General features: G+C 45.7%; 23 protein-coding genes. 18 read left to right on the top strand and 5 right to left on the bottom strand.

The window, feature by feature from the left end; all coding sequences use genetic code 11:
* Positions 1 to 732 (top strand): ATP-binding protein (locus AB4Z17_RS09360; RefSeq protein WP_441959443.1); only part of this gene is annotated, 732 nt, incomplete at its 5' end.
* Positions 733 to 774: 42 nt separating this feature from the next.
* Here the strand turns inward: AB4Z17_RS09360 and AB4Z17_RS09355 are convergent.
* Both AB4Z17_RS09355 and AB4Z17_RS09350 read right to left on the bottom strand, forming a co-directional pair.
* Positions 775 to 1,017 (bottom strand): NHLP leader peptide family RiPP precursor, encoded by a 243-nt coding sequence (locus AB4Z17_RS09355; RefSeq protein WP_441959442.1) that lies wholly within the window; start codon positions 1,015 to 1,017, stop codon positions 775 to 777.
* Between the two features lie 115 nt (positions 1,018 to 1,132).
* Positions 1,133 to 2,065, bottom strand: a complete 933-nt coding sequence (locus tag AB4Z17_RS09350) for a hypothetical protein (RefSeq protein WP_441959440.1) — start codon at positions 2,063 to 2,065, stop codon at positions 1,133 to 1,135.
* Positions 2,066 to 2,439: 374 nt separating this feature from the next.
* On the opposite strand from AB4Z17_RS09350, the gene AB4Z17_RS09345 reads away from it, so the two are divergent.
* The 15 genes from AB4Z17_RS09345 to trhA all read left to right on the top strand — a co-directional run bounded on the left by AB4Z17_RS09345 (position 2,440) and on the right by trhA (position 19,527).
* The gene (locus tag AB4Z17_RS09345) at positions 2,440 to 3,009 is read left to right on the top strand and encodes a hypothetical protein (protein ID WP_076269627.1); all 570 of its coding nucleotides are present in this window, start codon (positions 2,440 to 2,442) and stop codon (positions 3,007 to 3,009) included.
* Positions 3,010 to 3,094: 85 nt separating this feature from the next.
* Positions 3,095 to 4,177 (top strand): Gfo/Idh/MocA family protein, encoded by a 1,083-nt coding sequence (locus tag AB4Z17_RS09340; protein WP_441959439.1) that lies wholly within the window; start codon positions 3,095 to 3,097, stop codon positions 4,175 to 4,177.
* Positions 4,178 to 4,416: 239 nt separating this feature from the next.
* Positions 4,417 to 5,868 (top strand): polysaccharide deacetylase family protein, encoded by a 1,452-nt coding sequence (locus AB4Z17_RS09335; RefSeq protein ID WP_441959437.1) that lies wholly within the window; start codon positions 4,417 to 4,419, stop codon positions 5,866 to 5,868.
* Between the two features lie 27 nt (positions 5,869 to 5,895).
* Positions 5,896 to 7,209 carry a nucleotide sugar dehydrogenase gene (locus AB4Z17_RS09330; protein ID WP_441959435.1) on the top strand — a complete coding sequence of 438 codons (1,314 nt, stop codon included), beginning with the start codon at positions 5,896 to 5,898 and terminating at the stop codon, positions 7,207 to 7,209.
* Positions 7,210 to 7,230: 21 nt separating this feature from the next.
* Positions 7,231 to 9,102: a glycosyltransferase family 2 protein gene (locus AB4Z17_RS09325; protein WP_441959433.1), complete on the top strand. Its 1,872-nt coding sequence runs from the start codon at positions 7,231 to 7,233 to the stop codon at positions 9,100 to 9,102.
* Between the two features lie 38 nt (positions 9,103 to 9,140).
* Positions 9,141 to 10,802: a polysaccharide deacetylase family protein gene (locus AB4Z17_RS09320; protein ID WP_441959431.1), complete on the top strand. Its 1,662-nt coding sequence runs from the start codon at positions 9,141 to 9,143 to the stop codon at positions 10,800 to 10,802.
* Between the two features lie 37 nt (positions 10,803 to 10,839).
* Positions 10,840 to 11,934 carry a glycosyl hydrolase family 18 protein gene (locus tag AB4Z17_RS09315; RefSeq protein ID WP_441959429.1) on the top strand — a complete coding sequence of 365 codons (1,095 nt, stop codon included), beginning with the start codon at positions 10,840 to 10,842 and terminating at the stop codon, positions 11,932 to 11,934.
* A gap of 153 nt (positions 11,935 to 12,087) precedes the next feature.
* Positions 12,088 to 12,951, top strand: a complete 864-nt coding sequence (gene efeO, locus AB4Z17_RS09310; RefSeq protein WP_441911775.1) for an iron uptake system protein EfeO — start codon at positions 12,088 to 12,090, stop codon at positions 12,949 to 12,951.
* 4 nt (positions 12,952 to 12,955) lie between these two features.
* The gene (gene efeB, locus AB4Z17_RS09305) at positions 12,956 to 14,263 is read left to right on the top strand and encodes an iron uptake transporter deferrochelatase/peroxidase subunit (RefSeq protein ID WP_441959427.1); all 1,308 of its coding nucleotides are present in this window, start codon (positions 12,956 to 12,958) and stop codon (positions 14,261 to 14,263) included.
* 66 nt (positions 14,264 to 14,329) lie between these two features.
* On the top strand, positions 14,330 to 16,141 hold the full coding sequence (locus AB4Z17_RS09300) for an FTR1 family iron permease (protein WP_441959425.1): 1,812 nt from the start codon (positions 14,330 to 14,332) through the stop codon (positions 16,139 to 16,141).
* A gap of 187 nt (positions 16,142 to 16,328) precedes the next feature.
* Positions 16,329 to 16,658, top strand: coding sequence for a LapA family protein (locus tag AB4Z17_RS09295; protein WP_441911709.1), 330 nt, complete (start codon positions 16,329 to 16,331; stop codon positions 16,656 to 16,658).
* A gap of 27 nt (positions 16,659 to 16,685) precedes the next feature.
* The gene (locus tag AB4Z17_RS09290; protein ID WP_441959424.1) at positions 16,686 to 17,603 is read left to right on the top strand and encodes a TRM11 family SAM-dependent methyltransferase; all 918 of its coding nucleotides are present in this window, start codon (positions 16,686 to 16,688) and stop codon (positions 17,601 to 17,603) included.
* 32 nt (positions 17,604 to 17,635) lie between these two features.
* Positions 17,636 to 17,839 (top strand): hypothetical protein, encoded by a 204-nt coding sequence (locus tag AB4Z17_RS09285; RefSeq protein WP_179089865.1) that lies wholly within the window; start codon positions 17,636 to 17,638, stop codon positions 17,837 to 17,839.
* Positions 17,840 to 18,110: 271 nt separating this feature from the next.
* Entirely contained in the window at positions 18,111 to 18,806 is a 696-nt protein-coding gene (locus tag AB4Z17_RS09280; protein WP_441911705.1) for a lipase family protein, read from the top strand.
* Positions 18,807 to 18,879: 73 nt separating this feature from the next.
* A complete protein-coding gene (gene trhA / locus AB4Z17_RS09275; protein WP_441911703.1) occupies positions 18,880 to 19,527 on the top strand; it encodes a PAQR family membrane homeostasis protein TrhA in 648 nt (215 codons plus the stop codon).
* A 100-nt stretch (positions 19,528 to 19,627) separates the two neighbouring features.
* On the opposite strand, the gene AB4Z17_RS09270 is transcribed toward trhA, so the two are convergent.
* Positions 19,628 to 20,443 (bottom strand): lipase family protein, encoded by an 816-nt coding sequence (locus tag AB4Z17_RS09270; RefSeq protein ID WP_441911701.1) that lies wholly within the window; start codon positions 20,441 to 20,443, stop codon positions 19,628 to 19,630.
* Positions 20,444 to 20,593: 150 nt separating this feature from the next.
* On the opposite strand from AB4Z17_RS09270, the gene AB4Z17_RS09265 reads away from it, so the two are divergent.
* Entirely contained in the window at positions 20,594 to 21,562 is a 969-nt protein-coding gene (locus tag AB4Z17_RS09265) for a Gfo/Idh/MocA family protein (RefSeq protein ID WP_441911699.1), read from the top strand.
* A gap of 74 nt (positions 21,563 to 21,636) precedes the next feature.
* Here the strand turns inward: AB4Z17_RS09265 and AB4Z17_RS09260 are convergent, their stop codons facing one another.
* A complete protein-coding gene (locus tag AB4Z17_RS09260; RefSeq protein WP_441959422.1) occupies positions 21,637 to 22,824 on the bottom strand; it encodes a magnesium transporter CorA family protein in 1,188 nt (395 codons plus the stop codon).
* Between the two features lie 193 nt (positions 22,825 to 23,017).
* Between AB4Z17_RS09260 and AB4Z17_RS09255 the strand changes: the two genes are divergently transcribed.
* Complete coding sequence (locus tag AB4Z17_RS09255) at positions 23,018 to 23,572, top strand: hypothetical protein (RefSeq protein WP_441959420.1); 555 nt, start codon at positions 23,018 to 23,020, stop codon at positions 23,570 to 23,572.
* A 149-nt stretch (positions 23,573 to 23,721) separates the two neighbouring features.
* Here the strand turns inward: AB4Z17_RS09255 and AB4Z17_RS09250 are convergent, their stop codons facing one another.
* Positions 23,722 to 24,951, bottom strand: coding sequence for an NAD(P)/FAD-dependent oxidoreductase (locus AB4Z17_RS09250; protein ID WP_441959419.1), 1,230 nt, complete (start codon positions 24,949 to 24,951; stop codon positions 23,722 to 23,724).
* Positions 24,952 to 24,954 lie beyond the last annotated feature (3 nt).

Here is a 24,954-nt window from a genome sequence, read left to right as displayed (position 1 = left end):
TTACAAAACTACGAACAGGTTGTTAGCTATTCGAAGCAGCTTGAGGTTTTTAATAATGAACTGCAACGATCAGAAAAAATGGAAATCATCAGTCAATTGGCTGCTTCAGTAGCACATGAGGTCCGTAATCCGCTGCAGGTGACAAGAGGGTTTCTTCAGTTGCTCGGAGAAAAATCGACAAACGATAAAGAAAAGGGTTATATGGTGCTAGCCATCGATGAGCTCGACCGAGCTTCAGACATTATAACGGATTTTTTAACGTTTGCTAAACCTCAGCTTGAAAATACGACACTGCTGAATATAGCCGAAGAAATCAAGAAAATAGAGGCAATACTAGTGCCACTAGCAACGATGCAGGGCGGGGTCATAAAGGTTGATTTAGGTTCTGATTTATATGTTCGTGGTAATTCATCTAAATTCAAACAAGCGCTTATCAACATTATTAAAAACAGCATTGAGGCATTACATACAGAAGGGATCATTATCATTCGAGCTTATCAGGATGAATCTCAAAACGTTGTCATCTGCATTAAAGACAATGGCGAGGGGATGAATGAAGCTGATTTGAAAAAGCTGGGGGAGCCTTATTATTCAAAGAAAACAAAAGGAACAGGCTTGGGTTTGATGGTGACCTTCCGAATTATTGAAATTATGCAAGGGAAGGTTGAGTTTATTAGTACGAAAGGAGTAGGAACTGAAGCTATTATTCATATTCCACTAGTAAAGAATTAGCGCTAGCTGCTCTCCAATGAGCAACTAGCGCTTTTTTTGAATTTATTCCCATGCTGCTGCGTTTAATTGATCCGCGTTTTTTAAAGCTTTAGGGTTTTCAGGAAGCACCAAGTAGTATTTATTAGCCGATTCTTCAACAACCTCTACATCGATTGTATCCGGAACATCGATTCCGAAAGCTTCTTTTATTGCATCTTTCGGATTGGCGATAAGTTGTTTCTTGAATTCGGCATCTTCCCAAGCTTTTTGAATGATTTGTTCTTTTAACGATTGTACATTGGACACAATAATCACCCTTCCGAATATGTATAAGTTTACCATACTCAGTCTATCATGCCCGTTCGACAAATTCTATATGAATTTTCAATTATTCGACAATTAATAGATTATATTGTACCTGTTAAACTGAAATTTTAGACAAAAAGTAGTTAAATCCGCCCTCTAGCAGCAACTTTTTGTTTGATTCTATCGTCTCATGGGTATGGTTCAAATGTTTTAGTATAAAACTATGGAATGCGACTAGCTCACTAGATCCCGCTTCCAATTCAATTAGTCGTTTTTCATTATCAATTGCAAGCTGAACATAAGGTCCGAGGCATCCTCGAATAAAGATTTCATTTTCAACCTTTTGCTCAGTTAAGGAATCTTCCGCAGTTCTATTTGCGGCGATCATCGCAAGCAGGCCATTATAGCTGCCTTCAGCCAGATCTTCTTTCCAATCCTGATAGTCGTCAGACATCTGAAGCGACATCAGCACAATATCGATGGCGAGCTCCATCTTGGCAATGAGCTCTGGCCGTCCTGCTAACAACAGTGCGCCAGTGCTGGCGATTTTGACGGGACCTGCTTTGCCAGCTGTGCGGATGGGGTCGTTTATAAAGTAATCATCGCGATCCTCGTTGGTTACACTTTCGGCCCAGTTTGTTACATAATGGTCGTAATACGCCCAAAATGGTGAAGCTGAAGGGAACAGCTCACGGAATACACGGAACATTTCGAGCATGAGCAGGTTGCCAAGAGCAAGCTGTTCCTTCCAATTGGATGCCGGCTTGCTGTCCATCACGTCATCCTGAATAAAAAAATAGAGCATTCCATATACATTAGCTAATGCGAGCGCTTCACATTGCGAATCATTAATTCCGCTCGGCTCTTTCATCCAGAAGGGGAGAAGGCTGCATATGTAATCCTTGTTACTGTCATGCTTCACCGGATTGAACTTATGCGCATAGGCTAGACCAAGGCTGCCGAGCGGTGCGGGGAAAGCTGCAATACGTTCTTCGGCTTTGGCATAAACAAGTTCCAGCTGTGTGGTATAGCGAGTAAACCATTCCATTTAAATGTCCTCCGCTGCAATAGAATGTAAGCCAAACGACCATACTAAATTAAGATTTGATGCATATAAATAGTATATGAACGGTGTCAATCTTTTCCTACTATATCATTTTTGGAAAAAGAAAATCTTAACATATTTTTAAGCATGAGGAAGAAAAAAACGAAGTCTGTATTGAGTAAAAGCAGGAAATCCAGTAAAATGGATTAAGGTTATAAAAATAGGTGAAGTTAGTAGATGATCCTCTGTCACGCTATGCTTACAGAACTGGACTTAGGTCGGGGATGAATCTATTACCTGAGCAGGTTTAGAATTTAGTTCTCCTGCATTAAAGTTAATACCTAGATGAGAGTTCTTTAATGTGGAGGTAGTATGGCATGAATAGAGATGTTGAAATTTATGTTCTCTTAACGAATACGGGAACCTTATTTTCCAAGACAATTAGATGGTACACTAAAAATATGCTGAATCACGCTTCAATYGCATTTGACAGAGACTTGAATGAGGTTTATAGCTTTGGCAGAAAAAATCCGAACAACCCATTTTTTGCGGGATTTGTGAAAGAGGATGTACGAGGCGAGTTTTTTGAGAACTCAACCTGCGCTTTGTATAGATGTACGATTAGTCATTGCGCCTATATAAACATACGAAATCAAATTCATTACATGGAGAAAAATCGCGATCAGTATAAATACAATTTGCTTGGCATGTTAGGCATCATGCTTAATATTGAGATGAAACGAGAGTACGCATACTTTTGCTCACAGTTTGTAGCCTCTGTTTTTGAGGAAAGCGGCGTGAATCTTGTTAATAAACCTTCCTTGTTCGTAACACCTGCTGATTTGGAGAATACAACGCTGCTGGAGCTCGTTTACCATGGCAAGCTGCAAGCTTATACAGGTGTTCAAGAGGAAATAAAGGCAACTGGAACCTTCCGCACTGCGTAAAGAAGATCTCACGTGTTGAGATCTTTTTCTTTTTTATAATGATCATTATGACGAAAACGGATTACATCCAGGAGGCTGGTTCACGATGTCTATTATTAGCTTTGGAATAGTTGGCGGAGGCTGGCGCGCAGAGTTTTACATACGTATCGCCAAAGCATTGCCGGAGAAATTCAACATTCATACGATACTTGTTCGTGACGAGGAGAAGGGGCGGCTGCTGGAGGCAAAATGGGGCATTCGTACGGTTCGCAATATGGATCAGTTTACGGCTGAGTCCAAGCAGTTCAGCTTTGCTGTCGTATCTGTCCCGCGAACAGCGGCTCCGGCTATTATCCAAGAGCTAGCTGAACGGCAAATTCCAGTGTTGGCAGAGACGCCTCCGGCTGCTGATTTGGAAGCACTAACAGACCTGTATCAATCGCTGCCTAAGGATGCAATGGTGCAAGTAGCCGAACAGTATTTATTTCAGCCGATGCATGCGGCTCGGATTCAGATTGCCCGCTCCGGGAAGCTGGGTGAAGTATCGCAAGCACAGGTATCTGCTGCCCATGACTATCACGGGATTAGCTTAATTAGACAGCTTCTTGGCGTCGGGTTCGAGCATGCCAGCATCATCGGACAGACCTTTGAATCTCAGATCATGCAAGGGCCGAGCAGACAAGGTGATCCGCTTGAAGAACGAATGGTACAATCTGTGCAGCGAATTGCAACGCTCCGATTTGGCGACAAGCTGGCTGTATATGATTTTACGGGAGATCAATACTTCTCTTGGATACGGCGCAGCCGCATGCTCGTAAGAGGCAGTAAAGGTGAGCTAGTAGACTCAGAAGTCAGTTATTTAAAAGATTACGCCACACCCATTCATACGGAGCTTCGCAGAGTCGATACCGGTCAGCACGGGAATTTGGAAGGTTATTATCATCGCGGGGTTATTGCGGATGGCGAATGGCTTTACCAGAATCCAGTTGCTCCCGCAAGGCTTAGTGATGACGAGATCGCAATTGCGACTTGTTTGCTCCGAATGGGGCTGCTCGCTTCCGGTAAAGGAGCTTCCTTCTATAGCCTGGCAGAAGCAGCACAAGATCACTATTTGGCGCTCCTTATGGGGGAAGCAATGGCTTCGGGACAGACGGTGCATACGGAGAAACAAGTTTGGATGCCAGAATAGTCATAATCACCAATTAGGACAATTAGCACTAAACAAAATTGGTACCAATTACATGCAGGTGTAAGTCTTCGGCTGTGCTAAAATTGTATGATAAGTTGAAGACTCGTAGTCACTATTTTTGTGATAGAGTCTTTTTTTGTATTGAATATTCGGAATTTTTTGGAAATTACTATTTTTATTTTGGAAAAACATATTCGAAATCTTAATTAATGGGTAATCAAGCTATAAAGGAGAAACAGATGCCATTTTTAACGAATAAAAAAAAGAATCCTGTCATTATATTCCTGATGTTCGTGTTGTTGGCTCTTTCGGTTACAGGGTGCGCTTTGTTTCAAAGCAGCGGCAATTCGGGCGAAGAGAATAAACCAATAGAGACGGAAAAGCCTGTCGCGCCTGCAAACGGTGAAAAGAGTAAAGTGATTCCATTTGTCTATACGACAAAAAAGGAATTGTCCCTTACTTTCAATGGTATGGGTGATGAGAGTCTGATGACCAAGCTGCTTGATGAACTTGATCGCTACGAGATTAAGGCGACCTTCTTTTTGCCGGGCATGAGGGTGGCTGAAGAGCCGGAAATCGCCAAGGAGATTTTGGCCAGAGGTCATGGCATTGAGAACAACACGCTTAGTCGGCTCGATCTAACTCATTTAAGCTATGAGCAAGTGTTTAAAGAGATCAATGTCAGCAACGAAGTGATCGAGAGGGAGCTGGGAGTAAAGCCTCAATATATGCGGACGAGATCCGGCGATTACAATGATACCGTTCAGCTGGCGGCAGCGCAGAGCGGGCTTTCGGCTGTTGTATCTTACAGTCTTAATTTGCATGAATGGCAGCAGGAATCGGAGCAAGAGAAAGCGGACTATATTCGAAAATATGTGACCCGGGGCGGCATTATTGCCTTGGATACGGAGCTGGATGGACAGGTTCTAGAATCGATACCGCTTATTGCGAAGGCAGCGGCCGAGGTCGGCTACAAGCTCGTTCCGCTTAAAGAGCTGGTAAGCAGTGGACAAGAGAGAAAACCGCTTGAGCAAATACCAGGATTTGACGCTGCTCGAAAAAATTTAAACGACAAACAATCGAGCTACAAGCTTATTTATAACTGGGAAAATAAAAAGAAGGTTGTGTCACTTACCTTTGATGATTGGGGTACCGACTACACGATTACAAAGCTGCTTGATATTTTGGAAAAGCATGACGTGAAGGCTACATTCTTCTTGCGTGCCAACGGGGTAGAGAAAAATCCGAATTTAGCTAAGGCGATAGCGGAAGCTGGACATGATGTTGCTAATCACACGTACAGTCATCCTGTCATTACTAAGTTAACGCCTGAGCAATTGCAAGAGGAAGTCGTCAAAGCTCATCAAGTGATAACCGAAGCCATTCAGCAGCAGCCTACCATGTTATTTAGACCCCCGACGGGTGAGATTGATGATGAGCGGGCGAGAATTGTAGCTGCAACAGGCTACACATCCATTGCGATGTATGACGTAACGGTGTTCGACTGGGACTCTGCCAATGACGCCGACCATATCGTGAAGGGTGTTTTGGATCAAACCGTTGATGGGAGTGTTATTCTTCTGCACATGCTGGATAACATTCATACGATTGAGGCGCTGCCAGATGTTATTGAGAAGCTGAAAAGCAAGGGCTATGCATTCGTTCCCATGTCGCAAATGTCTCTAAAATAACTTTTTCTTACTAGATGGAGATGACATATGACGTTATACGAGGAAATCGTTACAAGGCAGAAGAAAATAGCGGTCATTGGATTAGGTTATGTCGGATTGCCGATTGCAGTAGCTTTTGCGAAAAAAGTGGACGTGATCGGTTTTGATGTTAATAAAGATAAGATTGCACAATATTGCAGCGGGATCGATACAACCGGCGATATAGGCAGTGATGTGCTCAAAAATACTGAAGCGCATTTTACTTCAGATCTGAATGAGCTTAAAGATGTTTATTTCTTCATTGTGGCCGTGCCTACACCGATTCAAAGCGGTAATATACCGGATTTGAATTATGTGAAGAGTGCGTGTCAAATGGTGGGCAAGAAGCTCAAGCTTGGTGCAATGGTTGTGTTTGAATCGACCGTCTATCCGGGGGTGACGGAGGAAATATGTATTCCGATTTTGGAGGCAGAGTCGGGTCTTGTTTGCGGCGTCGATTTTAAGGTAGGATATTCGCCTGAACGGATCAATCCCGGTGACAAGGTTCATCGACTAGAGAACATTACGAAGATCGTGTCCGGTATGGACGAGGAGACGCTGGAAACTGTCGCGAGCATGTATGAGCTGATTATTGATGCAGGCGTATTTCGGGCGGAGAGCATCAAAGTAGCTGAGGCTGCAAAAGTCATTGAAAACGCACAGCGAGATGTAAATATTGCTTTTATGAATGAGTTGTCCATGCTGTTTAATGGCATGGGCATTGATACAAAAGCTGTGCTGCAAGCAGCAGGCACCAAATGGAATTTTCTTAACTTTAGCCCTGGGCTGGTTGGTGGTCATTGCATCGGAATTGATCCTTATTATTTGACCTATAAGGCTGAGGATACCGGCTATCATTCCAAAATTATTTTAGCGGGACGCCAAATTAACGATGGGATGGGCAAGTATGTCGCTCAGCAAATCATTAAGAGGCTTGTTAAGCAGAAGGTAAATATAAATACAGCCAAAATAGGCTTTCTTGGCTTTTCTTATAAAGAGGACAGCTCCGATATTCGCAATACGAAGGTGACAGACATTATCGAAGAGCTTCAAGAGTACGGGATAACAACACTTGTGGCAGATCCAAATGTGGACAAGCAGCAGGTTTATGGTGAGTATGGCATCGAGCTATGCGACATTGAGGAATTATGCGGGTTGAATGTTGTTATTGTAGCGGTTCCCCACAGTCAAATTACGAAGATGAATGTTGAGGATTTTGACAAGCTGTATGACGACAACAAAACGAAGTTTTTGGTTGATATAAAAGGCGTATTTGATAAGCGGTTATTCGAGCAAAACGGATACGACTATTGGAGCCTATAGTGCCGGATTGGAGACAGCAGCGTGTTTAGACGACAGAAAAAAAAGCCGATAGAAGTGCTGACTGTTCCAAGAGCGGACAGACGCACCCTTTGGAGCGTTCCCGATCCGGAGCATTTGCGGCAAAAGGTTGATCGAAGAGGTTATGCCGAAGGTCAAAGCAAGGACGGCCGTGATGATGCGGCAGCGATGCATAAGCTGCGTGAGCTTAGCCTGAGATATGAGGCAAGCTTTGACGTGCAGCTGCTTCGCAATGGCCGGAGGAAGCAGCAGGCAATAAAGGGAAAAGCGGTAGACATTTCTTCTACAGGCATTTTGATTGAACTGGATGCATCCGTTATTGGCGATACGTTCATGGAGGGGGCAAAGTACAAGCTGAGCTTCGAGATCCCGCCTGGTACGATGCCTGAAGGTTATGAGTCTGCCGTGAAAATAGAAGCTGTTATCAAAAGAACATTTACGCGAGATAGCGAAGAGGGAGCGAAGCAGCTTATCGCTTTCCAATTTGAGAGGCCATTATCCACGTATCTTCAGAAGAAGCGTTGGGGTTATTCTGTCTATGCGGCGAGCACCTTGCTGTTTGTAGCAGTTGCTATTATTATGCTTATGCGTGTGGAGAGCATCATTTATTTTAAATATAATTTCATCTTGTATTTATACAGTATTACGGCAGCGGCTTTCTTGYTCACTCGTTACTTCTTCGGCGCGCTGCACCGCGATGTGCCGGTTAATCCGCATTATACGCCAGGCGTATCGATTATTATTCCTTGCTTTAATGAAGAGGAATGGATTCATCGAACGATTTTGAGCTGCATGAATCAAGACTATCCGATCGACAAGCTGGAAGTGATTGTCGTAGATGATCGCTCTAAGGATCGTTCTGTTGAGCAAATTCAGAAGGTTATCGACCTTGTTCACAAAGAGGCGCAGAGGTACGAAACGAAGGATCGTCTGAAATTGCATGTATTGTCCGAAAATGGGGGCAAACGCGTAGCGCTTGTAAAGGGCGTGGAGATGGCAAAGCATCGTTTGGTTGTATTTGTGGACTCTGACAGCTTTCTAGAGCCAACGGCGATTAGAAATCTCGTACAGCCCTTTCAGGACCCGCGAATGGGCGGCGTCGCTGGACGCACGGATGTGGAAAATAAATATACGAACACAGTTACTAAGCTGCAGACGGTTCGTTACTATATTGCATTCCGAATTATGAAGGCTGCGGAATCTTGGTTTGACAGCGTAACCTGCCTGTCTGGGCCACTCTCTTGCTACCGCAAGGATTTAATTTTGAAGCATAAGGATGCTTGGCTGACTCAGAAGTTTTTGGGGCAGCCAGCGACCTTTGGCGATGACCGCAGCATGACTAATTTTATTTTGAAAACACATCGTACCGGCTATCAGGATACAGCGATTTGCTCCACAATCGTACCCTCAGAGATGAACGTGTTCTTAAAGCAGCAAATGCGCTGGAAGCGTTCATGGCTGCGTGAGTCGCTGCGAGCAGGGGGCTTTATTTGGCGGAAGGAGCCGTTTATGGCTTTGTTCTTCTACATCGGGCTTATTGTTCCAATAGCAGCACCGGTTGTGGTTTTGTACAACTTGGTTTATGTACCGATCATGTATCGTATATTCCCGAGCACCTTCCTGATGGGACTGCTGCTGATGGCGCTGTTGATGAGCTTTGCCCACCTGTTGTTTCGAAAGAGCAAGCTGTGGGTATTTGGATTCGTATTTTGTATCTTCTACGAGTTTGTGCTGCTCTGGCAAATGCCTGTTGCTTGGGTTACCTTCTGGAAATCAACGTGGGGAACGAGAGAAACGCCGCAGGACATTGAAGCTCGAAATAAGAAAGCAGCGAGAAAGAACAAAAACAACAAGAATATGGACATGCCGCTTTAAAGCGGCTATGGTCTATTTCATAGATAAGGATGACCGCTATGAATAAGTGGTATACGAATGGAGTTTTCGATTATAAGCGGAAAAACAAAAGAAAGGTGATCAGAACGACAGTACAGATGATCATCTTGCTTGTTTTGGGCTTCATTCTTTTCCATGCTGTATTTGATATCAAGCAATATGCGGAGCCGGATAAGGCGCAGTGGACCAATCAAGACGGGTTTATTGCGCTGTCTTATTTTGGCGTAGCAAGAAACGGCACATCGGAGCTGATTTCCAAAAAACGGCTGGATCAGCAGTTGAAAGCACTGCACGATCAAGGTTATGTAACCATTTCGCAGCAGGATGTTATGGACTATTACAAGCTTGGAAAACCTTTGCCGCCTAAAGCGCTGTTTCTATCCTTCGAGGATGGACGAAACGATTCCAGTTTATTTGCTCAGCCTCTGCTGGAGAAATACAATTATAAAGCGACCGTTTTGTCCTATGCGAATAAGGTTGGGAGCAATGAATCCAAATTCCTTCAGCCTAAGGACATGCTCAGTATGATGAAAAACGGCTTTTGGGAGCTGGGAAGCAACGGCTACCGCTTGTCTTATATTAATATTTTCGACAAGGAAGGCAAGCTCATTGGTGTGAAAGAAGAGAATGAGTTCAAAAATCGGGCTAACACGAGCTACTACACTCACTATCTGATGGACTTTATCCGGGATGAGAACCTAGTGCCTGCGGAGCATCGAGATGAAATGGAAGCGCGCATCAATGCAGACTACAAGTCGATGAAAGAAATTTACAACAAGACGCTTGGCTTTGTTCCGAACGTGTATATGATTATGCACGCGAACATTATGTACAACGGCATGAACCGGCTTGTTGAGAGTGTGAACGACCAAAATATTAAAGCGATGTTCGGCATGCATTTTAACCGTGAAGGACTTTCCTTGAATAAAAGCAGTGACAGCCTTTATAATTTAACGAGGGTGCAGCCTGCTTCCTATTGGTATACGAATCATTTGCTTATGAAAATTAGCAAGGATACCGGTCAGAAAGTCAGCTTTATTGCAGGGGATGAGCGGAGATCGGCAAAGTGGCAGCTTATCAGCGGTGCGGCTGAGTTTACGGATAACCGGATTGCTTTAACCTCTGTTCCAGCAGGAAGCGGCATGCTTTTGTTGAAAGATATTCATGCTGCCGACGTAAAACTTACTGCGGAGCTTGGCGGTCATGCTGTCGGCAGCCAATCGGTTTATGTTCGCTACGATCAGCATACGGATTCATTTGTTCGAGTGTCGATCGAGGATAATTCGGTTATTGTAGAGCAAAAGGCACCCGGAGGCAAGGTTGAACGGCTGCTAGCAAGCAAGCTTGGGGACAAGGCTGCTGAACGTGCGAAGCAGCTTGAAGTTAGCGTATCGGGCGATCAATTAACGGTGATTGTAGATGATGTACAGCTCTCTTTGCAGCAAATTAGCAGCTCGATCGTCGGCGGAAATATTGCGCTTGCTTCCAAAGCAAGCCTTAACTACGAAAAAGATGATATTTACGACGCTGTTTTTGATAATATAAAAGTAACGACCGTCAAAGAGGACGGTACAGAGCATGAGTCATTATACAAGAACGGTTATGTTGGGATTGAGGGGTTGATCAGTAGAGTGAAGAACGCGATAAATGCATCATTCGACTGGGCGATCGATACGTTTTAGCTTAATCAGAACCTAATAATTCGAGGAGTTTGAATCAATGCGGAAACGAAAAGGTCTTATTGCAGCATGTTTGCTTGTGGTGCTTGTAGGCGCAGCAATGTATTTTTCCAATCTTACAAATCGCGCAAAGAAAGCGGAGAAGTCGTCTATTGAAGACGTACAGCAGGCTGCAGCCAACGTACTGCCTGAATTGTCAGCTTGGATTGTGGACTGGCAGTGGAAGCAAGGAATTGAGGACCTGAGTATTATTAAAGGTGAATTAACGAGCTTGCAGTTGTTTGCAGCCTATTTTGATTATAAGGATAGTCTTTATTTTACGGATAAGTTCCAGCAGGCATTGCCTGAAATCATGAAGATTTATAAGAAGAACGAACAGATGCAGCTCTATCTGACGGTAGTAAATGACCAGTTTAAAGAAAATGGCGAGTCTGTTCAAAAGGATTCGAGTTTAATTAAGCGGCTAGTAGAGACGGAGAAAAGTCGCAAAAAACATGTTGATGAATTGATTGCAGCCGTTGATCAATTTGGCTTGAACGGAATTGAGATCGATTATGAGCGAGTCGAGGAAGAGGACTGGGAACGGATGCTGCTTTTCTACTCGGAGCTTCATACTCGTTTGCAGAAAAGCGGGAAGTCGCTTCGAATCATTTTGGAACCAAGAGCTCCTATTGAACAATTAAAGCTTCCGGAAGGCCCGGAATATGTCATGATGGCATATAACCTATATGGCTCCCACAGCGAACCAGGACCAAAAGCGGATGAAGCTTTTATTGAACAATTGGCAGCCAGAATGGAAGTACTGCCTGGCAGTCCGTATATGGCTTTCTCGGTTGGCGGGTTCGATTGGCATGAGGATGGCAAGGTTGAAGCTTTGACTGAGGAGCGAGCGGGGCTGCTGTTAAAGCAAACAGGCAGTAAAGCGCAGCGCGATCAAGCGAGCGGCAGCATGTTTTTTGAATATACAGATGCTGAGGCCAACAATATGAAGCACACCGTGTGGTATGCAGATGAAGTGACATTAACTCGTTGGATAAATACTGCAAAAGCGAACGAAATTAGCAAGGCGGCGATTTGGAGATTAGGCGAAATAGAGATGGAATCTCTGACAAATTTGAAGCTGTATATGCAATAAAATAGGGAATAACGAAGGGCTTCCGAAGCTTATGAGAATAGCTGAGGAAGCACTTTTCTTTAGTACTGAAATATTCCATTGACAATGATTATCAATAGCGAATATACTTCATTTTAGGACAAAAACAGATCCAGTTTATTGGAGTGGGGAGCAATTTTAATGAAGTATAAATTAATGACTTTTTTACTGGCTTGTACGGTAGTATTTACAGGCTGCGGCTCAAATGATGCAGATAAGAATGAGCCTAAACAAGCAGAAGGCAATTCCGCAAGCGGTGCTGTCGTCTCGGACGAGGTTTGGGCACCTATTCTGGAGAGCTATCGTCAGTTTACTATTGAGCAAGCCGATACTTTCATATTGGAAACAGAGAAGTTTGTAACAGCTGTGAAGAGCGGGGATGTTGAGGCGGCGAAAAAGCTGTATGCGCCGACACGCATGTACTTTGAACGTATTGAGCCGATAGCTGAAGCGATTGGCGACCTCGATCCAAATATTGATGCGCGTGAGAATGACGTAGAAGACAAGGACTGGCGCGGATTCCACCGCATTGAGCAGTCGCTGTGGGAGAAGAACTCAACCGAAGGTATGGGTGAATATGCAGACCGCTTGCTGGAGGATGTAAAGCTGCTTCGCGCTTTGATGGAAACCGTTGAAGTTGAGCCAAGTTTGCTTGTAACGGGAGCAGTAGAGCTGCTTAATGAGGTATCCGCTTCGAAGGTGACGGGCGAGGAAGAACGTTATTCACACACGGATCTGTACGACTTTGCAGCTAACGTGGAAGGTGCAGACAAAATCTATCAGCTGGTTAAAGCTGAATTGAACAAAAAGGATGCTGCGCTGGATGAGCAAATCGGCAAAGGCTTTGCTGATCTTGAGCAAGCCTTGTCAGCTTACAAATCAGGTGATGGCTATGTGTCCTATCTAGATTTGAAAGAGGAAGATACAAAGAAGCTAAGCCAGCTTATTGATGCGCTTGCCGAGCCGCTTTCTCAAATGGGTACAATATTGGAGGCTTAACAACATGACGGAACCTATTAATTCCAATCAAAATGAGGGCAAGCCCAACATAGATGCTAAAAAAATCAGCCGTAGAGATCTACTAAGGCTGGCAGGTGTTGGCGGAGCTGGACTGCTGCTCGGAGCAGCTGGTGTTGGAGGCTTGTTCCAAACGCAGGAACGCAGCACGGCTAAGCCTGCTTCCAAGTCAGTAAAAGCAGATAAAGACCAAATTGTCAGCTTTTATGGCAAGCATCAGGCCGGAATCACGACGCCGGCACAAGACTTTATTTTATTTGCTGCCTTTGATTTAACGGCGAGTACACTGGATGAGGTGCGCAAGTTATTTCAAGCATGGACGAGTGCGGCAGCATCCATGACAAATGGTGAAATGCTCGGCAAGACTAACGATAATTTAAATCTTCCTCCGTCAGATACGGGTGAAGCAGAAGGTTTGCTGCCATCTCGTACTACGATTACTTTCGGTGTGGGTTCGTCATTCTTTGATGCAAGATACGGATTAGCGGGCAAAAGGCCAGCTGCGCTTGCTGATATGCCTGCTTTTGGCGGTGACGAGCTGCGAGATGAATGGTCAGGCGGTGATATTGGCGTTCAAGTGAATGCTAATGATATGCAAATTGCATTCCATGCGATCCGCAATCTAGCTCGTATAGCTAGAGGGAAAGCGGTGCTCCGCTGGACGCAGGAAGGTTTCCAGCGTACGAGCGGTGCTGATCCAGCGAATGCAACGCCTCGCAACCTGATGGGCTTTAGGGATGGAACAGGCAATCCAGACGTTAACGATGATGGGGAAATGAACAAGGTCGTGTGGGCAGCCGCAGCGGATGRTACGCCGTGGATGGATAAGGGCAGTTATATGGTCGTAAGGCGTATTCGCATGCGCATTGAGGTGTGGGATCGTTCGACGCTCGGGGATCAGGAGTCAACCTTTGGGCGCCACCGAGACAGCGGTGCCCCGCTTGGCGGAGCGCATGAGTTCGACAAGCTTGATTTGGAGAAGAAGGACGAGAAGGGCAAACCGGTGATTCCGATGAATTCGCATGTGCGTCTAGCTCATGGCGATGGCACGGTAAAAATATTGCGCCGCTCCTACTCGTATTCAAGTGGAATGGATCACAAAACCGGGCAGCTGGATGCAGGCTTGTTGTTTATTTGTTTTAACCGCGACTCACGGAAACAATTTATTCCGATGCAGACTAAGCTTGGGCAAAGCGACCTAATGAATGAGTATGTCGTTCATACGGGGAGTGCGATGTTTGCTTGTTTTCCAGGTGTTCGTGAAGGCGGATATATCGGAGAAACGTTATTTTAAATCATGATGTTGCTCGATTAGTGCTTTGTAGAAAATAGCTCTTGATGATGAAAGGGGCGGACGTCTATGTTCGCACAAAATGGCGGAATGAAACAGTGGAGTATGCGTTTCATTTCTTTTTTTGTACTGATGATATTGATGTTAGGGAGCAGCGGATTATATACGTTTGCTGAAGGTGCGCAATCTGCCGAGATTGATCGTTTGCTTCCGCTCGTTGGCGGTGCTCTTGTTGAAGCAGGTCAAGGAAAGTGGAAGGAAGCGGCAGCTCATATAGAAGATGCTTCGGCTAAGTGGAAGCAGCTTGAGCCTGCGGCAACGAAGGAATCGGCAGCGGTGGATTCTGCGCTTGCGGGAGCTATAAAAGCTTTAGCAGCGCCGGAAAGCGATGCTGACGCTGCCAAAGCTACGTTATCCTTACTCGCGAAGGCACTTAATAAATACGTGAAGAGCGTTCAAGACGCACCGGCGACTCAGCTAACTGGTCAAGATGCGGCTGTCAGCATACTTCCTTTGGCAGAGAAGCTGCTTGCAAGCATTCAAGCAGGCGACTTGGACAAGGCAAATGCTGAATATAGGGAAATGAACAACAGCTGGCTGAAAGTGGAGCCTGCCATTCGAGCGGATCACTTCAACGTTTACAGCGGCTTGGAAACGAAGATGAGCATGCTTCGCATTGCTGTTCAAGCTGATCCTCCGCGAGTCGAGCAAGCAGAAACCGAAGCGCTAGCACTCATTCAGCTTATTCAAGATTATCGCGATGGGAAAATAGCGACTGTGGCTAAGGAGTCGGGCATAACGGTAGCCGATGCTGTGGACATCCTAAATCAGGCGTTAAATGATGTCCAGCAAGGGCATTATCCAGAAGCGGCTGGACAGATGGAAGCTTTTATCGTGCAGTGGCCTGCGATTGAGGGTGTGGTTGCCCTGCGATCGGCTGCTATCTATAGCAGTATGGAGATTGGAATGGCTGAGGCGGGCGGGTATTTGCTCTCCGATCCTCCAGCGGCAGATAAGGCAGAGCAGCTTATAGCCCAGATGCTGGAGCAGCTAGAGCCAATGATGCAGGATACCCGTTACACCGCTTGGGATGCGGGGATGATTTTGCTGCGCGAAGGTCTTGAAGCCATTCTTGTATTATCTGCTTTACTTGCGTACTTGCAGCGTACCGGCAATCACGATAAACGCAAGTGGGTATGGTCTGGCGTATGGGTAGGACTTCTGCTTAGCGGTATTATGGCTGTTGTGCTAACGTATGCCATTGCTCAGGTCGCAGCTGGAAGTGCGCGTGAGTCGATTGAAGGCATTGCTGGCTTACTATCCGTTATTCTAATGATTACAGTTGGCAATTGGCTGCACAATAAGTCTAATATGAACAATTGGAATCAATACATCGACAAACAAATGGGCAGTGCGCTCGCAAGAGGAAGCCTATGGTCACTATTTGCTGTTTCGGGTCTAGCGATCTTCCGCGAAGGTGCGGAGACGACGATATTTTATGTCGGGATGGCGCCGTCTATCGATCCGCTGCAGCTGGCTCTCGGATTTGGCGTTACGTTCATCCTGCTGATTGCACTTGGCTTTGCGATTATTAAATTTAGCGCGAAGCTTCCCATACGGCCATTTTTCCTTGTTGCATCCGCATTAATCTATTATCTCGTTGTTCGCTTCCTTGGCGAGAGCATACATTCCTTGCAGGTATCAGGGTGGGTTCCGTCACATACTGCTTCAGGCGTACCGACTATAGGGGCGTTAGGCGTATATCCGACTTGGGAAACTACACTGCCTCAGCTTGCAGTGCTAGTGTATATTATCGTAAAGATAAGTATAACGCAGCTGCGCAAAGCGGCATCACCCGGTAAAGCAGCAGAAGCCAAATAACGATGCAATGGAGCTGTTCCAAGAGCAGATAGAATCTGTTTTTGGGGCAGCTTATTTTTTTATTGATGCTTCATTATTATTAAATTGTGGTTAAGTTTAGTATGTAAGGCAAAATAATTACTCATAGCTTGCCAATAGGCGAATGGATTAGATTTGTGGTATGATTTTTGAAAAGGGAGGAATCGGTATGAAAGGTCCGGGAATTCTTATTTCCGCATTAGTATTCGCGCTTCTTATCGCAATATTTGCGGTTATCAATATCGATTCGGTACATGTAAACTTTTTGTTTACGAAGGCAACCCTTCCGCTCATTCTCGTCATATTGGGATCGACGCTGCTTGGCGGCTTAACCGTAGGCCTGCTGGGGATGATTCGTCAGATTCGCTTGCAGCGAACGGTCAAATCATTAGAGAAGCAGCTTGCTGAATTTCAAACCGAGGCAGAGCTGCTTGGTTTATCCAAGGCAACGACTCGCACGGAGCCGAGCGAAGAGGCGGCTGTTCCACAAAAGGAATAATATAGTTATCAGATCGTGAGGCCATTCATGTTTATTTATACGTATGCATGCCATGAGGATGAAGCAGCTTTGTGTGAGCTGGAGCTGCAAGCCTTATTCGGCGAGAAGCCCAAACAAGGCGTTGTCATAAGTCAGCATAAGCTATCGGTTGATCGCAGCCCTTTCGTAAAACGGCGTATAGCCGTCATGCTGGAAGCTAACAGTATGGAAGAACTGATCGTTATGCTTCCGTCAATTGAGCTGGGTGGAAAAACGTTCAAGGTTGTTTATACGCAAGGCGATGAAGCCTTCACCTTCGATGAGCAAAGACAGCTCGAGAGAGCTGCCGGTGCGGTTATTCATGGCAAAGCAGATATGCGCAAAGCGGAGCAGCTGTTTGGTTTAATGAAGCTTTATGGTCGCTGGTACTTTGGACCGCTGGAAGAAAGCGGAGCTGTATGGCTGAGGCATCAGAATAAGCCGCAAAATTATTCAACTGCACTGCCAACAAGAGCAGCTCGTGCGATCGTGAATCTTGCGGCTGGGCAAGCAGCTGAACAGCTTAAGCTTATTGATCCGTGCTGTGGAATGGGAACCGTTCTGATTGAAGGCATGTCAATGGGAATCGACATTGAGGGGTTGGATCTCAATCCGCTTGCCGTGCGAGGCGCGCGCGCAAATCTTGCTCATTTTGGTTATCCAGACCGAGTAAGACTTGGCGATATGCGGCTTCTCGAAGGTCATTACGATGCTGCCATTGTAGATATGCCATACAATTTGTGCTCTGTCTTGCCAGAAAGCGAGCAGCTTGTTATGCTTGAAAGTGTAAGAAGGTGGGCGAAGCGAGCGGTTATTGTCACAACTGATCCAATGATGAGACAGCTAGAGCTGGCATCTTGGAGGATCATAAAAACCACAACCCTGAGTAAAGCCTCTTTTACCAGATATATAAGTGTAGTAGAATAAGAATTATGTAGCGCATGAAACGAGGTGAACCTATGTCTACAATCGAACAAAACGAATCCCAAGAGGAGCCTAAGAAGCTGACTCAAGCGGAGAAAGCGAAGCAATTGCTCGCTCAGAAGAAACAAGCGAAAGCTGGAGGAGCTCCAGGCCAATCGCATCTTTCTACGGGGACGCAGGCACTGAAGAGCCAGAACACGAAGAAAGTTAACAATCAGCGTAAAAAAATGGGTGTATAGCTGTTGATTCCAACTTTTTTTGAAATGCAGCAATAGCAACAATGAAGGACGCCAGCTGGTAACAGCTAGGCGTTTTTCTTATATAATAATATAAGAAGCAGGTTAAACAGCTTGAAATTCGCGGGTTCTTGCCTGAATTTACGGAAATTACAACAAAAGGCAAGAATGAATCAATCGACTATCCCGCATAATGAATATACACGGATGAATTAGAAAAAATAATAAAACATGAAAATGAATAACGTTTAAGTTAATTACGGAGGGATTCGTTATGACGGCGACCAAACCATCACGAATGAGTATTTATTTGCTTGCCGGTGTCGCAACATCCAATAGCATTTTTACGGAATGCAAGGTTAAGCTGGAACAAATGTTTCAATCCGATGGTGTCGAACCAGCTATCCACGTCATATTTCCTTATGGCGATGCCAGTCGCAGCTTGGTTAGACAAGTGCTAGAGGTGAAGAGCGACTTGTCCAACCGTTTAACGGCTGGCCGGATCGGCGGACAACATGCGCTGGAGAAAATCAAACAAACGATGAGCAGCGAGCGTTTATTGCTGATTGGACACAGCGGCGGCGGTGCCGCTGCTTATCAAGCGGCAAAAATGCTTTATGAGCAGGATCAAATCGAGGATTTTCGAATTGTGCAAGTTGGATCACCAAGAACGCCGATCGAGCCAAAGCTTCAGGAGCGCGTTAGTTATTTTCATTCCATCGACAGCTTGGGCAAGCTTAATGACCCGATTAGCCGAATAGGTACTTGGGGCGGATGGAGCATAAGCAAATATGCGATGCCAAGGTGGAATCGCATGAAGTACGCGCCAGGCTATGTTGAAGGAATTCCTACTGTGGGCGGGCATGCGGATTATTTTCGCCATACGGAGGATTTTAGCGACCAAGAGGCCGTTTGCAATCTAGATAAAACAGTGGACCGCGTGCGGGGTTGGTTGAAAGGGTGGGTCTGATCCTATACACTAAGGTGAGGGTAAGCAGCAGCTTCTAAAGTGAGATGCTTACGACCTAGGAGGTGAAGGACCCATGGCCAATACACATACGTACACAAAGAAAGAAGAAATTGCGAATGCCGTCACACATGGGATTGGGGCTGCACTCAGCATTGCGGCACTCGTCGTGTTGATCGTATTCGCGGCAACGAGGGGAACGGCCTTTCATGTTGTCAGCTTTACTATATATGGATCAGCCATGCTGCTGCTGTATGCAGCCTCAACGCTCGTGCACAGCTTCCCCGAGGGAAAAGCGAAGCGGGTATTTGAATCACTTGATCATTCGTTTATTTATGTCTTTATAGCAGGTACTTATACTCCGATTCTGTTCCATATCGTGCAAGGTACGCTTGGCTGGGTACTGTTTGGTATCGTTTGGGGAGCGGCATTAGTCGGTGTGGCGTTTAAAGCTTTTTTTGCCTCACGATTTTTATTCACATCAACGATTATTTACATCGCAATGGGATGGATTATCGTATTTGCTTGGAAGCCGCTCACAACGCATCTAGCTCCAGGCGGGGTGCAGTTGCTCGTAACAGGGGGATTGCTGTACACATTCGGAACGATATTTTATATGTGGCGTGCCTTTCCTTACCATCACGCCGTATGGCATTTGTTTGTACTTGGCGGTTCAATTGTCCATTTCTTCGCTATACTGCTATATGTTCTCCCAGCGAAATGACAAAGATTATTTGGACATAGAGAAGCAAATCTTACTCGCATGAAGCAAGCTGTGCGGGAGATGAGATTTGCTTTTTTTGTTTTTTTGCAGCAGCTTAGAATTAAACTTCAATTGCTGGGCACCAGCCTGGCGGCTCCGCGCAAATAGCCAAAGCAAAGGCGGGATCTTCTTGGGCAAGATCAGCGAAGTAGCTTGATAATATATGGTTTCCTGAGACTGAGCCCATACGGAATGAACGTTTCACCTCACCCTTTGCGTGCATATAGTAGTAAGTTTGTTTGGTTTTTGGCGATTGGTAAACGAGCGTAGGCAGATGGGGGACGATATCAAATTCATTTTGAAAACGCCAATGCGTACCAATGGATGCGTTGTAACTGCTTGCAAACTTCGGATCTCCGACTCGAGGTGCTCCATACGTATATATAATGGGATCAGTAAAAGCAGTGTTGTTCGCCAGATCGAGAGCAGCAAGGGTTGCAAGTGCTCCCCCAAGGCTGTGTCCTGTTATAAACAGCGGTCTGCCCTGTGGAAGCTGATTTATGATTTCAATGATTTGAGTCCGTGCTGACATATAGATGTCGGTAAACCCCTTGTGCGTTAGACCGGCATTTTTGACGGGGCGGTAAGTCGTTTGCTGGGCAATGAAATCAGATACCCAATCCACTGCAGAGTTGCTGCCGCGAAAAGCGAGCACAGACGCACGTTCAGATGTTAATACAAAACCGAATCGTTCATCGCTGTCGTCATATGCTTTAGCCGTAAATTCACTTACTAAGCTGTAGGTTCTAGGTACAAGAAATAATCCGTCCTTGTTATTGTATTGCATGTACGTTTGTCCGCAAACCGCAGCCAAAAACAGAGCTGTTCGAAAATCGAGATCCTGCGTGGTTAACGTACCTCTCGTATTTGCTGTCATACCATCCCTCCGCTCATACAACTCCGGTTCTCCCGATGTTTGTAATATATGATCAGCCCTGGAGATGGGTACCAGCGGAAAAAAATGGACTTCTTAAGGCAGCTCCAAGTATAATCGGGGAATAACGCGATTATGAAAGGGGATTCATAAATGACTCTTCAGATAGGTATTGCAGGTACAGGATGGTTTGGCATGATGCACGCGGAGAAGCTCGCTAAGCTTGCCGGCATCAAGGTAACTGCTTTCTTAGCAACTAGCCAGCAAAAAGCAGATGCAGCAGCACAGCGCTTTGAGGGTGCACGCGGTTATGATTCGATACATCGCATGCTTGATGATCGTAAGCTTGATGCGGTATATATTTGTGTACCGCCATTTGCGCATGGAGAGATTGAATCTGCATTGCTTGAAAGAAGCATTCCCTTTCTTGTAGAGAAGCCGCTTGGAGTGGACGAGCAGCTGCCGTCTGAGATTTTGAAAGGAATCGAAGAGAAAAAGCTGATTACATCGGCTGGCTATCATTTCCGTTATATGGATGGAACCGACCGTGCAAGAGAGCTGCTGCGCGAGCGCACAACATTAATGGCGCTTGGCTATTGGATGGGCTCCATGCCGGGGGTAAGCTGGTGGCGCAAGATGGAAGGATCAGGCGGTCAATTTGTAGAGCAGACAACACATATTGTGGATCTGCTAAGGTATACGGTTGGTGAGATAAGTGAGGTTTACGCAGCTTACGGCAATCGATATATGAGCGGTGTAGAAGAAGGTGTAACGGTTCCTGATGTAGGCACAGTTACGCTGAAGCTAGTGGGTGGTACAGTTGCTACAATTAGCAATACTTGCGCTATTCCAGCTGGAGATCGTTCCGGCCTGCATATTTATACGAACAAAGGCGTGCTGGAGCTTGGCCATAGCGGATTGATTGACACAGAGGCTGGCCGCAGAACAGAGTACGCTAACCAAACGGATCCGTATGAGCTGGAAAATGAGGCTTTTCTTCATGCGATCCGAACCGGGGATGTTTCCCGCATTCGCTCCAGTTATGCGGATGCAGTAAGAACACATCAAGTGACAATTGCTGCTAATCAATCTGCTCGTACTGGATTGCCAGTTAAGCTTTAGAATATGATGTAAAAAACCGTCCATGAAGGTCATTGACCCTAGTGGACGGTTTTATTATGGGCTGACTATCATTATTAGCTTCGTTTTCTTTGGGAACGCGTTTGAGCTTGAGGGGGTTCACTTGATGCATTCGCAGAGGCTTTCTGCGAACGGCTGCTCTTCGAACGCTTGGAACGTTTTGTCTGAGAGGAAGAATCAGTAGTAACAATCTCCTTCGGATTGCGTCCATTTAACAAGTCGCCAGTCCAGCCTTTCTTCCAAAGCCATAAATACATGAAAATCGTAACGAATAAAATAAATACGTTCATCGCTGTAAAGCTCCACTTATTATCTTTAAATGGCAGGATCTCGAAGTTAACGCCCCATATACCGCCTATAATCGTAGCAGGCAGGAACAAGACAGTAAATATCGTGAGCGTCTTCATAATATCGTTGCCGCGAAAATTGGAGATGGCATCGTCCATTGAGATCAAGGTATCTATCTCCAGTGCGTAATGCTTCAGAAGCGCTTCGATTCTCTCCAGCTTATGCGTAATGCGTTTAAAGCTGTCCGTCTCGGTGAGTTCATCCATGAAAGCTTCCTGTGCAGCACTATGTACTTCTCTAATCGGAATGAAGAGATGACTCCAATGAAGCAAATCGTAACGCCTCTCAAAAATAGTATCGATAAGGCCGGTACGATTCTCATTGCGCATCGTCGTTTCAAGCTCTCCGAGTCTTTTTTCAAAACCATCAAGACCAGCATGGAACGTTTCCAGAATAATGCTCAGCATAATAAATAACGCTTCAGGAGCTGATTCGCAGCTCTCGAACTTTAGGTTATGGTCAATGGACTGAAGCCGGAGCGGAATGCGCATGTCATCATGCATCGTCAGCAGCCGGTCTTCTGTCAGCCAGAAGTGAAAAGGTTGAATATCCGATTGGTCGTCCGACACTTGGAACATAACAGTGCCGTATAGCAGCTTCTGCGAATGCGTCGCACCGCCAACGGATATATTGTTTGTTCTTCTGTCTGCGCATTCATCAATCCATGACGCACATTCCGGAAATAGCTGCTTTAGCTCGTCTCTCTGCTGCTGAGCCGCTTCCTGTTCCTGTTTGGTAATGGCTTTAATGGTCTTTTGTCCTTCGCTTGAAGAAACGGTTTGCCTTTGTGCACCTTTCCTGCTGGGCAAGGGCTCATTCCTTACGGTTTGCTGCCTCGCTTGCTGCAGTACATGCCATTCCCATCCTGCGGGATAGCGAAGCATCCGATGAATCATCGCTCTGCCTCCTGCTTGTCCGATTTTCCAATATCTATTCCTCCATCATACCGCGAACTTCAATGATGCACAACCTGATCATTTGATAACACAAAACCATCGTTATTCCATGTCAAATTTCAACACAATACGACTTAATCCGCCATAAGAAGGGCATACCAAGATTAGTATGCAACACAAGGAGGATAAGGCAATGGCAAAAAAAATAGGCATATTTGAAACGGAGCAGCAAGTCATAACGGCTATTGAACAGCTGGAGCAAGCGGGCTTCGTTCAAGGCGAGCTAAAAGTCATAGCGAAAGATTTTGAGCATTCTAGGCGAGTAGAAGCAGAGAGCGATGTCCATGTGGACGAGCTTAGAGAGCTCGAAGATATGCCTGACCGTCAAGGTTTGGGTAGTCTTGGCATGGCTGCAGCTGCTGGGTTTGCAGGAGCTGGCATGAATGCTGTTTATGGCATGACAGGTTACGGGACAGCGCCTTATGCTGCCGGAGGTTTTCCTTTTGCAGCGGCAATTCTGCTTGGCGATGACGATCACAGTGGAACGCTGCAGTCGCTTGGTCTTGAAAATGAAGAGGTTCGATTGTGCAGCGATGCTCTGCAAAGCGGTTCATTAATCGTTATTGTTGAAACTCTGGAAAGCAAATCGTTGTTTGACAAGGATGGCGGTCCGGATTTGTCACGGCTGGGGGCGGCAGAAGCTGTTTTTCGCGCCTGCAATGCCTCCAGCGTTATTGCTGGCGAATAGCTGCTGGTAACATTAGAAAGATAATATAGAGAAGTCTCACTTATCGCGCAGAAGCCATTTTTGCCGATAGGTGAGGCTTTTTAATTATGTATATAAGCCGTCCGACGGACGGCAGCCGCAATGAAAAGTTGTATCATTTATGTTGTTGATTATACATTTGCTAAGGATTTGCGATCCAGCTTTACGATTTCAGTTAAGGGATGCTCTTCGCCGATAATAAGATCACGCAGCAAATGGGATGCAAGCATGCTGTATACAGTACCGTTGCCGCCATAACCTAAGCAATAATAAACATTTTTCCAAGCGGGATCCGCACCTATAAAGGGCAAGCCGTCACGCGATTCGCCGAAGGTGGCGCACCATTCATAGGCAATGGGAGCCTGCAGCTCGGGAAATAAAGCCTTTAGCTGGCTGTGCRGCTTATCGCTGTGTTTCCTAAGTTCTTTATCGCTGTGAGTGGGCTTTTCAGTATGCTCATCCAAGCCGCCGACAACGACGCGGCCGTCAATAGTCGTTCGCATATACAAATAGGGACGGGCAGTTTCCCATACGAGAAAGCGTTCGTGCCAGCTTTGAAGACTTGGCTGAACTTCAGTGACAAGCGCAAAGGAGCGATTCAGCTCTGCTTTGATCAGCTTGCCGCGAAGCTCTTCAGGCTCATACCCTACAGCATAAACAACATGCTCTGCTTCAATCTCATAACCGTCAGCTGTTTTTAGAAGATGGAGACCGCTTGGCAGCGTTTCATGTGCTACCACATCGGTTTGCTCATAAATCTCAAGCCCAGCTTCAGCAGCATCGTTTGCTACACCGTTTACGAACTGATAAGGATTTACCTCTGCGTCGCCGTGTGCAACGATCGCACCTGGCTTCTGAAACGGAAAATGTTTGGCGATGTCGCTCGGGGACCAGAATTCGACTTCAAGTCCACAAGCCTTTAAAGCCTCATATTCCCTTTTGAGTTTAGGAAGCTCCTGCTCCGRAGAGGCATAATATAGGCTGTTTCTTCTAATTAATCCTACATCGACAGAAAGGGAGTCAGCTGTTTTTTCAAGCATTTGGACTGCATCTCTGCACGCTTTATAGAAGATTTGGGCATCCCGCTCCCCGATTTGATCGATGAGGTCACAAAGCATAATATCGTTGCAAAATTGCAGGAGGCCTGTATTTGCTGAGGTGCTTCCGCCGGCTACCTGTCCCCGTTCAAGCATAATGGTGGAAAGGCCGCTTTTATTGAATACAGAAGAACAGATCGTACCTGACATCCCGCCGCCTATAACAGCCACTTGTGTTTTTTTGTTTTGCCGCAAGGGCGCATACACCTTGGGATTGTTTAATGTAACCGGCCAATATAAGTTACCGGTGTGCAGCTCTTTCATAGA

Source organism: Paenibacillus sp. TAF43_2 (assembly GCF_052113545.1).
Lineage (GTDB): Bacteria > Bacillota > Bacilli > Paenibacillales > Paenibacillaceae > Pristimantibacillus.
The sequence above is the reverse complement of the archived record's forward strand: the minus strand, read 5'-3'. Positions and strand labels throughout refer to the sequence as shown.

Coding starts and splice junctions, on each gene's coding strand:
- AB4Z17_RS09350 (WP_441959440.1), bottom strand. CDS start 2,065: ATGGAATGGTTTACTCGCTATACCACACAGCTGGAACTTGTTTATGCC.
- AB4Z17_RS09340 (WP_441959439.1), top strand. CDS start 3,095: ATGTCTATTATTAGCTTTGGAATAGTTGGCGGAGGCTGGCGCGCAGAG.
- AB4Z17_RS09335 (WP_441959437.1), top strand. CDS start 4,417: ATGCCATTTTTAACGAATAAAAAAAAGAATCCTGTCATTATATTCCTG.
- AB4Z17_RS09330 (WP_441959435.1), top strand. CDS start 5,896: ATGACGTTATACGAGGAAATCGTTACAAGGCAGAAGAAAATAGCGGTC.
- AB4Z17_RS09320 (WP_441959431.1), top strand. CDS start 9,141: ATGAATAAGTGGTATACGAATGGAGTTTTCGATTATAAGCGGAAAAAC.
- AB4Z17_RS09315 (WP_441959429.1), top strand. CDS start 10,840: ATGCGGAAACGAAAAGGTCTTATTGCAGCATGTTTGCTTGTGGTGCTT.
- AB4Z17_RS09300 (WP_441959425.1), top strand. CDS start 14,330: ATGTTCGCACAAAATGGCGGAATGAAACAGTGGAGTATGCGTTTCATT.
- AB4Z17_RS09295 (WP_441911709.1), top strand. CDS start 16,329: ATGAAAGGTCCGGGAATTCTTATTTCCGCATTAGTATTCGCGCTTCTT.
- AB4Z17_RS09290 (WP_441959424.1), top strand. CDS start 16,686: ATGTTTATTTATACGTATGCATGCCATGAGGATGAAGCAGCTTTGTGT.
- AB4Z17_RS09285 (WP_179089865.1), top strand. CDS start 17,636: ATGTCTACAATCGAACAAAACGAATCCCAAGAGGAGCCTAAGAAGCTG.
- AB4Z17_RS09280 (WP_441911705.1), top strand. CDS start 18,111: ATGACGGCGACCAAACCATCACGAATGAGTATTTATTTGCTTGCCGGT.
- trhA (WP_441911703.1), top strand. CDS start 18,880: ATGGCCAATACACATACGTACACAAAGAAAGAAGAAATTGCGAATGCC.
- AB4Z17_RS09270 (WP_441911701.1), bottom strand. CDS start 20,443: ATGACAGCAAATACGAGAGGTACGTTAACCACGCAGGATCTCGATTTT.
- AB4Z17_RS09265 (WP_441911699.1), top strand. CDS start 20,594: ATGACTCTTCAGATAGGTATTGCAGGTACAGGATGGTTTGGCATGATG.
- AB4Z17_RS09260 (WP_441959422.1), bottom strand. CDS start 22,824: ATGATTCATCGGATGCTTCGCTATCCCGCAGGATGGGAATGGCATGTA.
- AB4Z17_RS09255 (WP_441959420.1), top strand. CDS start 23,018: ATGGCAAAAAAAATAGGCATATTTGAAACGGAGCAGCAAGTCATAACG.